Origin of the sequence: Paenibacillus nanensis, from assembly GCF_003583765.1 — a bacterium.
GTDB classification, from domain to species: Bacteria; Bacillota; Bacilli; order Paenibacillales; family Paenibacillaceae; genus Pristimantibacillus; species Pristimantibacillus nanensis.
The window spans coordinates 87,329-102,040 of record NZ_QXQA01000002.1; the positions used below are offsets into that span (position 1 = coordinate 87,329).

Here is a 14,712-nt window from a genome sequence, read left to right on the forward strand (position 1 = left end):
TTGAACTTTACCCCTTAACAGCTCCGATCACAACGCCGCGCGTCAAATATTTCTGAAGCGGCGGCAGCACGAACAATACCGGCACAATGCCAAGGACCGCCATGGCCATACGCACCGCGCTGCTTGGCAGATCAACGGCTCCCGCGCCAATCGCGCTGCCCGCTTGTCCCGAATTCAAATATTGAATATTGTTCATCAATTGCACGAGAAGATTCTGAATCCCGTAGTACTGAGGCTTGCTTACGTAATAAAGGGCGTTGATCCAGTCATTCCAGTATGCGAGCCCCATGAACAGACCGACGGTTGCGAGAACAGGCACCGACAGCGGCAGCATAATGTTGAAGAACGTTCTCGTCTCCGATGCGCCGTCGATTTGCGCGGATTCGATGAGATCGATCGGCACGTTGTTTTTGAAGTAATTCCGGACAAGCAATACGTTAAAGCCGTTCGCCAGCAGGTTGGGAATGATCAATGCGGCAATCGTATTGTTAATATGGAAATATTGCGTCCACATGATGTAAGAAGGCACGACTCCGCCGCTGAACAGCATCGTAAAAAATACGACAAACGCCAGCGTATTATGGTACTTGAAATCCCTTCGCGACATCGGGTAGGCCAGCATGCTTGTAATAAGCAGCCCTACGGCCGTACCGACGAACGTCACGAAGAACGATACTCCGTAGGCTCTGAGGAACGTGTATGAGGACGCCTTCAAATAAATGTAGGCATCCAGGCTGAGCTCCTTCGGAAAGAAGCTGTAGCCTTCGCTCAGCAAGCTGGATTCCTTCGTAAACGAAGCGATAACGATGAGAAGGAAGGGCAGGAAGGCAGCCAGCGCGATGAGTCCCATCATGATGGTGGAGAAACGGACGAAAGCTTTTTCCCCTCTTGTTTGTATCATGGCTATTCCTCCTAGAACAAAGCGTTTTCAGAATTGACCCGTTTAACAATTGCATTGACGACTAGGACCAGCACGAAGCCGACAAGCGATTGGTACAGGCCCGCCGCTGCGGACATCCCGATGTCATTCAGCTGCATCAAAGCCCGGTATACATACGTGTCGATGGTTTGGGTCGTGCTGTACAAAGCCCCGGCGTTGAGCGGAACCTGATAGAACAGGCCGAAATCGGAATTGAAGATTCTGCCGAGCGACATGAGTCCAAGCACGATGACCGTCGGTTTGAGAAGCGGAAGCGTAATCGTGCGGATCTGCCGCAGCTTGCCCGCTCCGTCGATTTTGGCGGCCTCGTATATGCTCTTGTCGATCCCCGCGATGGAGGCGAAGTAGACGATTGAACCATACCCCGCCGTCTTCCACATTTGAATGAAGACGAGCAAATACGGCCAATACTTGGCTTCCGAATACCAATTGATTTCCGGCAGCCCGAGCGGTCCAAGAATCGACTTGTTAATAAAGCCGCTGTCGGCGTTCAAAAAAGCGAATACCAGCATGGACAGCACGACCATGGAAATGAGGTTAGGCAGCACCAGTCCGGACAAGTACAGCTTCGAATACAGCTTGCGCAGCAGCTCCGCCATCAATATTGCGATGAATATCGAGCATATGGTTCCGATCACGATAAACGCCAGGTTATAAAGCAGCGTATTTCTCGTCATAATCCAGGCATCGGTCGTCTTGAATAAAAACTGAAAATTATCGAAGCCGACCCAGTCGCTGCCGAATATTCCTTTGGCATAGTTGACGTCCTTGAAAGCAATAAACACTCCGAACATAGGAATATAGCTGTTGATTAAAAAATAGAGCAAGCCCGGAGCGGCAAGCAGCAGAAGCGGCGCCGTCTTCTTAAGCGCACTCGAACGTTTGTTTTTCATTGCGGTTTACCCCTCCATTACGGAAAATGGAACCTTCGGCAGGCTCCATTCTCCTTCATGCCATATTAATTGCCTTGCGTTGCCAGCCATTGATCCAGCTGTTCTTGTTTGCTTTTGATAATATCGGCAGCGCCCGCGTCATTCAGCGCCTTCACGAACTTCGGAATGATCGCCTCCGGGTCAAGCGTACCCGTAACGAGCCCCGGCAAATACTGATTGACGACGTTGGTAACGGCGCTCATTTGTGTTTTTACCGCATTCTGATCGAAAATAAAACCAAAGTACGGCGAACGTTCCGTTTCCTTGTTCTCCCGCAGCTTCAGCTCGATATCGGACCAGCTGATGCCCTCAAACTGATACTGCAAAGACTCGGAGCCGACGATGCCCGTGCTGAACATCGCGGTATAGGATACGGTGTTCGCGTCTTTACCATCCGGGAACTTGACGTGGTGCTCGTCCACCTTCACGTAGTCCTCGCCTTCGACTCCGTACAAAATCGTATTGATCAGCTTCTCGTCCGTGTAGAGCAGATTCAAAAATTTGACGGCAGCCTCCGGCGCCTTGGATGTGCTGGAAACCATCCAGCTGACGGAATTGACCGCGCTGGTGTCGAAGTAGAACGGCGCGATCCGCTTCGCTTCGATAGTTCTACCGGTTTGCGCGCTGATCGATTTCCCGATCTCCATCCCGCTGTAGCCTCCAAGGTAAGAGAATTCACGGCCGGAAGAGAGCATCTCCATGGAGGTAATCGTCGTTGTCGCCGCGTCCTTCTGCAGATAGCCCTTGTTGTACCAGTCCCTCATCATCCGTACACCGTCTTTGAAAATATCCGTCTCATAGAAGTTGACGACTTTGCCGTCATCGCCCACAACGACGCCTACTCCGGAAGAATCCGTCAGGAAGTCAACCTTGTACGTTCCTTTCAACAGGTTGACCAGGTTCGTGTCGCTCGGATTCACGTTGATCGGCCCGAACGGAACGACATCCGCATGAGCACTCTTAACGGCCTCGAACACGGCTGAAAGGTCATCCACCGATTCGATATCGGCGGAGCTAAGACCCGCGCTGTTCAGCATATCGGCGTTATAGATGAAGTTGATCGGCAAAGCCATTCCTTTGTTCACCGGGATGCCGTAAATCTCGCCGTTGATCGTAGTCGCTTTTAGCAAATCCGGTCCAAAGTCCTTCTCTAGAATCGCGGTCATCTCCTTGCCGTGCTCCGCGATCAGCTCGTCAAGCGGGGCGACCTGATTTTTCGACACATAGTTCGAAAATTGGCCCAAGGTCGTGAAGACATCCATCTTCTCTCCGCTCTGGAGTGCCAGATTGACCTTTTGCGCGTAATCGGCCGGCCCGTAAATGCGGTAATCGACTTTAACGCCAATCTTGTCTACCGTAATCGCGTTGATTGCGTCCGTGACCTTGCTGAGGTCATCTGGAATTCGGTTAAACGACGGCATTGCGAACACAATTTCTTCCACCTTGGCGGAATCGTCACCGTTTGATGCGGAGTTCGAATTCGAGCTGCTGCATCCCGTCAATAATGACCCGGCGAGCGCCACTGACATGAGTAACGCGGTTATCCCCTTTTTTTTATTCATCAAGCTGCCTCCTGTTCGTTGATTTCGCTTTCAGTTTACCGCTTATCCAGGGGAATAACTTTCAAAAAAACGAACTGTTTTTTAGAAAACAAGAACTATATATGGGCTGTCTCCGGGCAAAATCGAACTCCGCTCCCCAGACGGGGGCGGAGTTCGATGGTTTACGATTTATGCTTCGAGCGATAAGCGATCGGCGTTTCGCCGGTAAGCTTCTTGAACACGGTGGAGAAATAGGATAACGTATCAAAACCGGATTCCATTGCAATTTCGCTAATGCTGGCCTGACTCTCCAGCAGCTTTTGCTTCGCCGCGTGAATCCGGCAATCGTTCAGGTATTCCTTAATGGTCAATCCCGTCTCCGATTTGAACACCTTCGCGAGATAATCCCCTGTCAAATAGACGTGAGCGGCGACATCCTCGCGGCTTAATTCCTGCTTGAAGTTCTCATGAATATAGCGCTTTGCCCTCTCGACTACGCTTTCGGCTTTATGCGCGTCCCGGATGGAATCGATTGTCCGGGTCGTAATCGCCTGCGCCCACTTCATGAAGTCGAACACGCTGTTATCGGCCTGCTGGGACATCTGCTGGATCGATTCGTCCGCAAATAGCCGGTGCGCTTGAATATGATTCCTTAAGAGCAATGAATAAACGACCTGCAGAAAGTCTTCCCGGATCGCATGCAGCGTAGCCGGATCCAGCTTTTTCCTTGCAGCCAGCGTCTCGAGCTCCTTCTTCAAGCCGTTGACGATCTGAACCTGCTCCTTCTGCACGAACAACAGCTCGAACCGCTCCATATCAAGGGCGTATCGCTCCGTCGTATCGTAAGCGAGCGGCTCATTCTGCCGATGCACCTTGCCCCGAAAGATCAAATTGGAAGCGTCCAGCTGCTCCAATTTTCCCCTTGCGCATGATAAATCCGCGATAGACAAGCCTTCGCTCAAGTAGCATGTAATCGTGCATTTCAAATATTGTCCGCCCGCCCGGATCAGCTGCTCCCCCTTCTCCCGGAGCTGCTCCGCATCGACGGGTCCCTCCAGGATCATGGCATTATAGAAGGTCGAGTCAGTCTGATACGGAATGACCCGGTCATGGTTGACCTGCTGGAACAGAACCTCCGATCCTAGGTTGGATAAGGCGTACAGGAAGATGCTGCTATCCCATTGTTCCCCGATTTGAGACTTCGGCACCGTCACGAGAAACAGCACGTACTCCCCCTGCTCCGTCAAAGAAAGCTCACGCTTGCGAATCTCGCTTTGGATTAAGTCCAGTCTCGGAGAGATCGCCGCCGTAAGAACGTCCCGCCAAAAGTTTTTTTCCACCCAGTCCTTGTTTTTGATCCAGCTCTGGCCAAGCTTGCTGTACTCGTCCAGCATCCGGTGCTGCTTCTGAACGTCTACCGCTTTGCGCACCGCTGCCTCAAGCTTGGACTTATCCAATGGCTTGACGAGGTAAGCATCGGCTCTATAAGAGATGGCAGTGGAAGCAAACTCGAAGCTCTCGTGGCAGGTGAAGAAGATAAAGCTGCCTTCATATCCGCGGTCCCTGACCCACTGAATCATATCGAGCCCGGAGCCGCGCGGCATTTCGATGTCGCAAATGATGATGTCCGGCCGTTTGGCTTCGTACAGCTCTTTGGCATCCTGTATGTTATAAGCGGTCATCAGCTCGTGAATCCCGAAGTCGGACCAGTTCACGATCCGTATTAAAGCCTCGACCGTTGGCATATCGTCGTCGATCAATAAGCAGCGCATGCTACACCTCCTGGTCTGTATTTCCATCGGTCATCATGGCCGGTATCCACATTTCCACTCTCGCCCCCGAAGGCTCCCCGCTCGACAGCTTCAGCAGGTCGTCCCGCTTATAGAGGAGACGAAGCGTTTTACGCACGTTGGCAATTCCGATATGTGCTCCATTATCCTGTTCATCGAAGGACGAGAAGCTGCTTAGGGCTTCCGGAGAGAAGCCTGCGCCATTGTCTTCCACCACGATCTTGACGAATGACTCGCCGTCTCTGCTCTCCATACCGGCACGAATATAGATGGTCAGCATTTCCCCGTAAAACATCGCGTGCTTAAATATATTTTCGATGAACGTATGAATCATGAACTGCGGCACGAGCGAGCGGCCGGCGTCTTCCTTCACCTCAAGCATATAAAAGATTTGATCAGGGTACCGGATCTCTTGCATACGGATGTAATTGACCGCATGCCTGACTTCCTCCTCCAGCGGAACAACGGTAAGACTAACCTTGAACATATACCGCAAATGCTCGGATAGATGCTGAATCAGACTGCGAATTTCTTCATTTTTATTTTGGTACGACAGACTGGTTATGGTCGAAATCGCATTGAGGAAAAAATGCGGCCGGATCTGCATTTGCAAATATTTGATTTCGGCAGCGCTTCTCTCGATCTGCTCCTCGTAGGATTGAATCTTCAGATCCGTGATCTCCCGAACCATCGACTGAAGGGAATGGAACAGCTTGGCAAATTCCGGCGAATAATGCGTAACGTCGGGAATCTGCAGCTCCTGCTGGCCTTTCTCGACCTCCTTGGCCGCCTTGACCAGTTCGAGAACAGGCTTCAATATATCTTTGGCAAGCCTGCGGAGAACAAGAGGCACAACCACTACGGATAGGAGCGCGAGCAAAACGATAAGCCATTGTATCATCTTCAGCTTCGAGAAGACGCTCTGCTTGGCGACAAGATTCGTAATCTGACCGAACTCGTCGATGGGTTCAGAGATGATCAGGTAATGTCCCTTGTACGTGCTGCTCCATTCTTTCAAGTCGGGTATAGCCTCATGGCTGCCGTTGCTCGACGTTAGAACGGCTCCTTCCCGGTCACTCAGCACATATTGATTCTGGTCGCTGCCGGTCAGGTTCACCATAGACAGGAGAGTATCGGCATTGACAAGCGTGCCGAAGGTAATTCCCGAATAGGTGATATATTTGAACAGATAAGGTATCCCTCGTATATCCAGCACCGTCCATTCGTCCATCTCCAGGGACGGATTCGGCGGGAAATCGTACCGCTTGATGAAGTCGATCAGCTTGAGCTTCTCGTCCGAATCGACGCGGGAGCCGATCTGAGCAAGCAGACTGTCCTCCGACAGTCGAATAAACAGCCCATCGCTCGCGTCATTGCCGGACATCTTGGCCATCAGCGCCTTTTTCAGCTGCATGGATTTGAAATACCGTTCGCTTTCGTTCAACTGCTCGAATCCGATCGCCGTATCCACGTTGTTCTCGAAAAGTTCGGTCAAATCTTTCGAGAAGCTGCCCAGATCATTTCGAATGTTGGCTTGGTAAAGCGAGAGCGTGTTTCGCGCGTTATTCATGGTGTTATGGCTGACAACGGCAAGCGAATACACATTGCTCAAGACGAGAACGGCAAGCAATATGATCACGATGATGGTCAGCTGCAGGGAAAACCTAAAAGCAATGCCGTTCTTGCGCATGCGAGCGCTCGCTCCTTTCATCCGACAGTTAGCAAGCCCCTGACTCCGATCTTGAACAATCGGAAGTCAGGGGCCGAAACAAAGTATTATGGATGTGCCGGAAGTTCCTCCAGCGCCCATTTCAAGCCTTCTTCGATTTTATCGTTCCAGAATGCCCAAGTATGTTCCCCCGGGCTTTCCCGATATACATGGCCGACCTGCTCTTGGATTAAAAACTCATGAAACCTGCGGTTCACATCCAGCAAAAAATCTTCCGTACCGCAAGCCATATAGAGGGCCGGAAGCTCGCTTCCGCTATCCTTCAACAGCTTAACCAGCGCTTCGGGATCCTTGTCGCTGCCCAAAAGGCAGCCTAAGTCGCCGAATACGCTTCTGTAATACCCATAGTCGGCAATTCCGTCTTTGAAGCCGGGCTCCATATTAGCGATTTTATAAGGAATGATGGCAGAAGACAAGGCAATGATCCGGCTGAACACGGATGCGTACTTGAAGCCGTTCCGTATCGCTCCGAAGCCGCCCATCGATAACCCGCCGATGAACGTCTCCTCTCGGGCATCGGAGAGCGGGAACAGCTTGCGCGTAAAGCTAACCAGTTCGCTTCCGATGTACTCCCCGTACAGCTCTCCTCTTTCCTCATCGTCAACATAGAAATGGTTCTCGCCGGAAGGCATGATAACTGCAATCCGGTACCGGTCAGACAGCTCACGGATTCGCGAGAAGTTGATCCAGTCCGTATGCGTCCCGGAATAGCCATGCAGCAAATAGAGCGTCTTGAGCGGCTTGCTCGCATTTTCTTGCTTCGGATGCACGGGAGAATCCATTGGAATCAGTGCCGTAACAGGCACCTCTCTGCGCAGGCATTGCGAGTAGAAATGGAGATTCAATATAGCCATCGGTATCCTCCTAAAGATTCGATTAAACCAGGTAAGTCATTGTTTCACCTTGCTCATCGACATATTGAATAATGGATTGGAAGCTATTTAAATCAATCATGAGCTCGCAGCTTAGCTTTCCCTTAGCCCACCGCAAACGCACTTCGTTCTCACGGGTTTCCGGCATGCTGAACTCGCCGTTGAACGCCTCGCATTCATTCCGGAACCGAATCAGCTTCAGAAGCCGCTGAACAACGTCCTTCTCCAGCGCCTCTTCAATTTCTTTAACCGTGTAGTTATGGCGGTTAATTTCGCGTCCTTCGCCCGTCAATGCCGCTCGTTCGGTATCGTTGTCTCCGGCAAGCAAACCGACATAATACACTTGCGGGATGCCCGGAACAAAAAACTGGATCGCCCTGGCGGCCAGATAAGCGTCGTCATCGCCGTTTAATGCGCTGTAGTACGTGCACCGAATTTGATGAACGTCGAATCCGTCGGCCGCTTTATGCTCATCCGATAAGATCAGGCTTAGATTAGCCCCTCTCTCCACGCAAAGCTCGACCAGCTCTCTCGCCTCCGAGGTGTCGATCAGATCGTCCATATCCGGCTTGACCGGGATGCCGTCGTGACAATCCAGCATCGTAAATTGCTTGCTCGGCCGGTCCTTCAAGTACCGGTACAGCTCCGTGCTCGACCGCTTGACCAACGTCTCCAGCACGCGATACGGAAGAATAAAGTCATATATCCAGCAGCCGTGCTCGGCCAGCTTGTACTGCGTGCTGTAATGCGCATGAACCTCTGGCAGCAGCTCGATATCGAGCGAGTCCGCCAGCTCCTTGATCTCGTCGAGAAATTCGTAAATATCCGGCTCGACGAAGAAGCAGCTTGTTCCGAGCTTCTTGATAACGTAACCAACCGCATCGAGCCGGACGATCTTCACGTTCATTCTCTTGAAATTTTCGAAGAACGAGCGAAGCAGCTGCCTCGTTAGCGGCGAACGGATGTCGAAGTCAACCTGCTCGGATGGGTCCGTCTTTCCGAACGTCGTCCACACCTTTATTTCTTCTCCGGTCTCGCCTATCCGGTAGGTAGAGTAAGGCTTCGGCCGCCGTAAAAACATCTTGTCGATGTCCTCCTGAACGGGAACCCCGTCCTCCCACACTTTATCAAGCGGCAGGAATAAATCGGCGTACTCAGAATCGCGTCCCTTAGCCAGAAAGTCCTGGAAATAAGGGGATTGCTTCGATATATGATTGACCATCAAATCAACCAAAACGTCGAACCGCTCCCCGATCTCGCGAATATCGTCCCATGTTCCGAAGCTCGGTTCAATGTCCAAATAAGTAAGCGGCGCAAAGCCACGGTCACCTGAGGAAGGGAATGGCGGAAGAATATGCACCCCTCCGGCGAATATGTCGGTGAAATACTTGCTTAGCAGCTCGCTAAGCGTACGAAGATTGCCCCCCATCGAATCCGGGTACGTAATAAGTTGAACTTTATTTTGAATGGGCATCGTTGCCGCCTCCTATAAGTCGAATTGGTCCTTTATGTCCTCGAGCCGCGGCAGATTGACGACGGCCCCGATATGTTTCAGCTTATATGCGCTTACGGCAAAGCCAAGCTCCAAGGCTTCTTCCAGCGTATAGCCCTTAATCGCTCCCGCATAGAAACCGGACCAAAAGGCGTCTCCGGCCCCCGTCGTATCGACAACGTCCGTTGCCTTCGTCTTAAATGCTCTCGTCTCTTTCCCGTTGGACACAAGGGCTCCGTCCTTGCCAAGGGTCAATATGACGAGCTTCGCTCCAAGCTTCAGAAACTTCTCCAGCTGGTTCGCCGGCGTATCCGGGCCGAACAGCCGCTCCGCATCATCCTCGGACGGCTTCACGATATCGGCAATAGAAAGGATCGTCTTTACATATTGCACGCCATCTTCGCCATCCTGCCAAAGCATCGGGTGATAGTTGGGATCGAAACCGATCCATTTCCCGCGTGCTTTTGCTTCGAGAATGACCCTCTCGATCGCTTGGCGGGCCGGAAACACGGAGAGCGGCCAACAGGAGAAATGGATGATCTTCGAGCTTTGCAGCGCCTGTTCGAGCTGCGGCGAATACTGCAGCATGCCATCCGCTCCTCGGTAGAAGATCGGGACGGGCGTCGCCCTGCTCTTTGTGACCACGACCAGACTTGTCGATTGGGCCGCGCGTTGAATGAGATCCGTCCCTGCTCCCTCCATGCGGAGCCTCTCCAATAGAAAATTCCCGAAGCCGTCCTCCCCTACGCTTGCTGCAATCCGGGAACGGATGCCCAGCTTCTGGGCGTTGATTGCGATATTGGCAGGCGATCCGCCGGGATAGTTCATATAACCGCTCGACATGCTCTTGTCATCGTACGCGTTGGAAATCATGTCGATCAGCAGCTCGCCGATTGTTAAGAGGTCATTCGGACTTTCCTCAAAACTCAGCCTATCGTTGAAATTCATTGTGGTACGCGCCTCCGGTTCTCTGTACTAACGGATTTTAACTGACTTTAGTTTAGTCAAGCCGAACCGAAGACGCTTCAAAAAATCAGGCGACTATTTTCAAAAAAACGGGACAATGGCGGAAATGAAAATAAAGAGCTAAAAAAATAAAAGCCCCTTCTCCCGGGGCTTCGGGCGTAACTCGAGCCTAAATCGATAATTCGCCGACATATTCGTCTCATTCAAGCAAAGTTCGGCATTCTCGCAGGGGGGTGCTCCCAGCCCTCTATGACCTGCAGCAGCCCTTCCTTCTGCACGACATGCCCTTGCTCTTCCAGCTCATAGATCACGGTGTCAATCTCAGCTTCAGATAAACCCGTGATCCAAGCTAGCCGCTGCCGGTCTAAATAAACGGCCTCGTGCCGATACAAATTAAAAAGAATTCTTTGCATTTTCCGCGCGCGATCAGTAAGCATCGTCTACCTCCTAATAGTTTTAAAGCGAAATGATGGAATGGCTATTGCCTAATTTTTACGCATGACGTCTGACAAGCTCTATATCCACGACATTCTCCTGGCTGAAAATGCGAATGGCTTGAGCGGAGAAGCAATATCCTTTCATCCTTCCGCCTTTTACCGACAAGACCCGCACGTCGCGTATGGTTACGTTACGATGCCGATCGATATAGATGAGCTGCACGACTTTGCCGATATACCTCTCCACCCTGACCACCCCGATTACGAATGTATGTTCTTATTATATACCAAACACACGTTCGTGTTGCAAGGTCAAAAATTTCCGCCTGAATGGCATGGTTCATAAAAAGCTCAAAAAAAAGAAAAAAGCCCTGATTTTTCAGGACTTTAACGTAATGGACTAACGATTGCCTTCCGCTTTGCCGCTCAACCTTTTACGCTTCCAAGCACAAGCCCGCTCGTAAAGTATTTCTGCAGGAATGGATAAATCAGCATAATCGGAATGGCCGCCAAAAACAATTGAGCGGCGCGTCCGGTCCGGACGTTGAGCATGGCAAGAAGCTGCGTATAATCCCGGCCTGCCCTCATCATGAGCTGCTCGAAGCTCAGCAGCAGCGTCTGCAAGTAGCTTTGGAGCGGGTAATTCGAAGGATTGTTCATATAAATGATGCCGTCGAACCACGAATTCCAATGTCCGACAATACTGAATAGGCCAACCGTCGCAAGCGCGGGTTTAAGCAGCGGCAGCAGGATGCGGACCAAGATCTGCATCGGTCCCGCTCCGTCGATTGTCGCGGACTCTTCAATCTCTTCCGGCAGCCCGCGAAGAAAGTTCATAAGAATGATCATGCTGAAAACGGGAAGCGCCCCCGGCAGAATGAGCGACCAGATCGAGTCGATGAGTCCGGTCTCGACCACGATCAGATAGCTCGGGATAAGGCCGCCGTTGAACAGCATCGTAATAACGAAAAACGTCATGTACAGGTTGCGGCCCGCCACTTTGTCTTTGGTCTTGGACAGCGGATAGGCGGTCAGCACCATCAAGAGTAGATTGACGATTGTGCCGAGCAAGACGCGCTGCACCGAAATCCAGAGCGAGCGGATGAACTCGCCGCCTTCCAGCGCGAATTCATAGGCCGATGTCGTGAAATCGACGGGCCAGAAGACGACCTCGCCGGCGGAGACGGCTGCGCTTCCGCTAAAGGAGACGGCCAGCAAATTGATGAAGGGAAGAACGCACAAGAGCGACGTCAAGAGCAGAAACGTATAGTTGAACGTATGGAACAATTTGCGTCCTAGGCTTTTGTCATGAATCATGCTTGCTCCTCCTTAAAAAATGCGGTAGCCGGCAACTTTATTCGCGAGCACGAACGACAGAACGACCATAATGCACGAGACGACGGACTTGAACAAGCCGACAGCGGTGGCGATCGAATACTGCGCCTGTTGAATGCCGAGTCTGTAAACGTAGGTGTCGATAATGTCGCCAGTCTCATAGACGACCGGCGAATACAGGTTGAAGATTTGGTCGAAGCCCGCATTTAAGACATTGCCGAGCGCCAGCACGGACATCAGGACGATAGTCGGCGCGAGCAACGGCAGCGTAATGTATACGGTCTGCTTCCACCTGTTCGCTCCATCTATAAGCGCCGCCTCGTAGAGGCCGGGATCGATGCTCGTCAGCGCAGCCAAATAAACGACAGTGCCGAAGCCGAAGCCTTTCCATACGTCCGTCACGATCATCGTCCATGGGAAGGCGGACGGGTTGCCGAGGAACGAGACCGGCTCGATGCGGATTAAGCCCAGAAAGGTGTTCACGATGCCTTCGGAACCTAAAATATCGATAAAAATACCGGCCATGATTACCCATGACAGAAAATTCGGGATATAAACCAGCGTCTGGAACGTTCGCTTAATCATCGGTCGGGCGACTTCGTTTAACAAAAGCGCAAAAAATACCGGCACAACTATGCCCAGAACGATTTTGAAGAAGGACATATACAACGTGTTCCAGATCGTGCGGACAAAGTTCGGCTGATTAAATACATGCTCGAAGTTTTCCATTCCCGACCACGGCGATTGAAAGCCCATGCCCGGGTTGTAATCCTGGAAGGCGATGATCAACCCATAGAAGGGCAAGTAACTAAAAATAAAAGTGAGGATGACGCCAGGGACCAGCATCATATGGTAAGTCTTCTGCTTTTTCAGTTTCGCCAGCATGCCGCTCCTCCGTTCCCTATCGATTCGCGCAGGAGAAGCGAGTCATTCCCGGCCTCTCCTGCGCGGATGCAGCGATTGTTATTTGCTTCCGTACAATTCGTTGACCGCCTCGGTCGCGGCATCGCCGCCGGCCGTGCGCCAATTGCTGACGACCGTATCGAAGTAGTCGATACTTTCCGCGCCCATAATGATCTTCGTGAAGCCTTCCGTCAATATATCGTCGAGCGTGGAGCCGTAATCGGATAGCTCCTCAGGCGGCGCGCCCCAGAGCGCCGTCTCGATATATTGCTTGTTATCAATGATCTCTTTGGAGAGGCCGTAGGCATTTTTCGGCGATCCCTGCTGCAGATAGTCGCCTGTCGCGGCCGGTGTGCCGTTTTTCATAAACTCCACGCTGTTGTTGTATTTCTGCCACATGCCGCTCGTCGTGAATGCGCTCGTATCGCCTGATTTGAGCGCTTCGCTAACCCGCGAGAATTGCTCGTAATCCGTATTCGGATTAATAATCTTAAATGCGCCTGTCACATGCGCGATGTCCTTGTCAATGAATGCGGACACCGTCTCGGGAGATTCGTGAGCCACGCCTTCATCGAGCATATACGCGTAGAAGTTTAGCAGCTTGACCGCTGCCTCCGGATGCTTCGATTTCTTATTGACTACCGTATAAACGCCATTCGCGAAAAAGATCGATTGCGTCGCGTCGCTTCCGTCCGCCTTCTTGATCTTGTAGGGATAGAACACCGCCTCTTTGCCCAAGTTCGTCACGACGTCGACGCCGGGGTTGTAGCCCCACCATTGCCAATACGGCTGAATGCCGACCTTTCCGGCCACTACGTTCGAGTTCATCGCGCTGAAATCTTTGACCGGGAACTCCGGATCGATAATGCCGAGCTTGAACCATTCGGCCCATGCTGCCAGCGCGTCCTTCATCTCGGGCTGGACAGAACCGTAGACGATCTTGCCGTCGTCGCCCTTGATCCATAGATCCGGATGGGCATCCCAAGCGATCGCGAGGGCGTTCAAATAATCCAGCGTCTGGTCAACGGCCATGCCGTAGCCGCCGTAAGCTTCCATGAATTTGAGCGCGATGTTCTTGACGTCATCAATAGACTGAGGGTCAGGCAATCCAAGAGCCTCTTTCCAATCATTCCGAATCCAGACGAAATCCGGCTGGTCGATAAAGCCCCAGTGCAGCTGCGGGATACCGTACAGCTTGCCGTCCCGCATGCCGGACTCGTAGCTGGAGCGATCGGCTTCCATATAGCCTTTGACCCGGTCGGACGCGTACTTGTCGAACACCTCCGTCATATCCATGATCATGTCCGCTTCGATGAGCTGCTGCAGCTGGGCCGCATTAACATGGAAGACGTCAGGCAGCTCGTTGGAGGAGATGGCCAAATTCAGCTTCGTATCGTACTCGTCGGTTACCCAATCCGTTACGACCTCGATATTGAACCTCTCCTTGTATGCGCGCGTCCAGACATTGTTCGTCATGTCGTCGCCTTCCGGGAACTGCGCGGACGCGTACTCGGCGCGGACCGTGTGGATCGTTACCGGTTCGTCGTACTTGCCGAACGCGTAATCGACCTCTCCGCTCTCGTTAACCGCTTGCCCGGGATCCGCCGAAGGTGTCGTTGCCTCGTTATTGCCGCCCTTGCTGCACGCCGTAAGCGCAATGAGACAGCAAGCCATGACGATCGCTATGAATTTCTTTTTCATAAGAACCCCCCATTGCTTTTTCAATTCCTCTTCATTGTAGGACAGTCCACAAAGGCGGTATATTAACGGGTTTA

13 protein-coding genes are annotated in these 14,712 nt (G+C 52.0%); all 13 read right to left on the reverse strand.

What is annotated here, in order from left to right; translation table 11 throughout:
- Positions 1 to 7: 7 nt before the first annotated feature.
- Positions 8 to 901 carry a carbohydrate ABC transporter permease gene (locus tag D3P08_RS03610; protein ID WP_119598087.1) on the reverse strand — a complete coding sequence of 298 codons (894 nt, stop codon included), beginning with the start codon at positions 899 to 901 and terminating at the stop codon, positions 8 to 10.
- 11 nt (positions 902 to 912) lie between these two features.
- Positions 913 to 1,833, reverse strand: a complete 921-nt coding sequence (locus D3P08_RS03615; protein WP_119598088.1) for an ABC transporter permease — start codon at positions 1,831 to 1,833, stop codon at positions 913 to 915.
- Positions 1,834 to 1,898: 65 nt separating this feature from the next.
- Positions 1,899 to 3,434 (reverse strand): ABC transporter substrate-binding protein, encoded by a 1,536-nt coding sequence (locus D3P08_RS03620; protein WP_119598089.1) that lies wholly within the window; start codon positions 3,432 to 3,434, stop codon positions 1,899 to 1,901.
- Positions 3,435 to 3,595: 161 nt separating this feature from the next.
- A complete protein-coding gene (locus D3P08_RS03625) occupies positions 3,596 to 5,185 on the reverse strand; it encodes a helix-turn-helix domain-containing protein (protein WP_119598090.1) in 1,590 nt (529 codons plus the stop codon).
- A 1-nt stretch (position 5,186) separates the two neighbouring features.
- Positions 5,187 to 6,893, reverse strand: a complete 1,707-nt coding sequence (locus D3P08_RS03630; RefSeq protein WP_119598091.1) for a sensor histidine kinase — start codon at positions 6,891 to 6,893, stop codon at positions 5,187 to 5,189.
- A gap of 86 nt (positions 6,894 to 6,979) precedes the next feature.
- Positions 6,980 to 7,786 carry an alpha/beta hydrolase gene (locus D3P08_RS03635; RefSeq protein ID WP_119598092.1) on the reverse strand — a complete coding sequence of 269 codons (807 nt, stop codon included), beginning with the start codon at positions 7,784 to 7,786 and terminating at the stop codon, positions 6,980 to 6,982.
- A gap of 22 nt (positions 7,787 to 7,808) precedes the next feature.
- Positions 7,809 to 9,278 (reverse strand): sucrose phosphorylase, encoded by a 1,470-nt coding sequence (gtfA, locus tag D3P08_RS03640; protein WP_119598093.1) that lies wholly within the window; start codon positions 9,276 to 9,278, stop codon positions 7,809 to 7,811.
- Positions 9,279 to 9,290: 12 nt separating this feature from the next.
- Positions 9,291 to 10,244, reverse strand: a complete 954-nt coding sequence (locus D3P08_RS03645) for a carbohydrate kinase family protein (protein WP_119598094.1) — start codon at positions 10,242 to 10,244, stop codon at positions 9,291 to 9,293.
- Between the two features lie 221 nt (positions 10,245 to 10,465).
- Positions 10,466 to 10,699, reverse strand: coding sequence for a hypothetical protein (locus tag D3P08_RS03650; protein WP_119598095.1), 234 nt, complete (start codon positions 10,697 to 10,699; stop codon positions 10,466 to 10,468).
- A gap of 55 nt (positions 10,700 to 10,754) precedes the next feature.
- Positions 10,755 to 10,946, reverse strand: a complete 192-nt coding sequence (locus D3P08_RS03655; protein WP_119598096.1) for a hypothetical protein — start codon at positions 10,944 to 10,946, stop codon at positions 10,755 to 10,757.
- A gap of 179 nt (positions 10,947 to 11,125) precedes the next feature.
- Positions 11,126 to 12,016 carry a carbohydrate ABC transporter permease gene (locus tag D3P08_RS03660; protein WP_119598097.1) on the reverse strand — a complete coding sequence of 297 codons (891 nt, stop codon included), beginning with the start codon at positions 12,014 to 12,016 and terminating at the stop codon, positions 11,126 to 11,128.
- 12 nt (positions 12,017 to 12,028) lie between these two features.
- Complete coding sequence (locus tag D3P08_RS03665) at positions 12,029 to 12,919, reverse strand: ABC transporter permease (RefSeq protein WP_119598098.1); 891 nt, start codon at positions 12,917 to 12,919, stop codon at positions 12,029 to 12,031.
- Positions 12,920 to 12,997: 78 nt separating this feature from the next.
- On the reverse strand, positions 12,998 to 14,638 hold the full coding sequence (locus tag D3P08_RS03670; protein ID WP_119598099.1) for an extracellular solute-binding protein: 1,641 nt from the start codon (positions 14,636 to 14,638) through the stop codon (positions 12,998 to 13,000).
- Between the last annotated feature and the right edge of the window lie 74 nt (positions 14,639 to 14,712).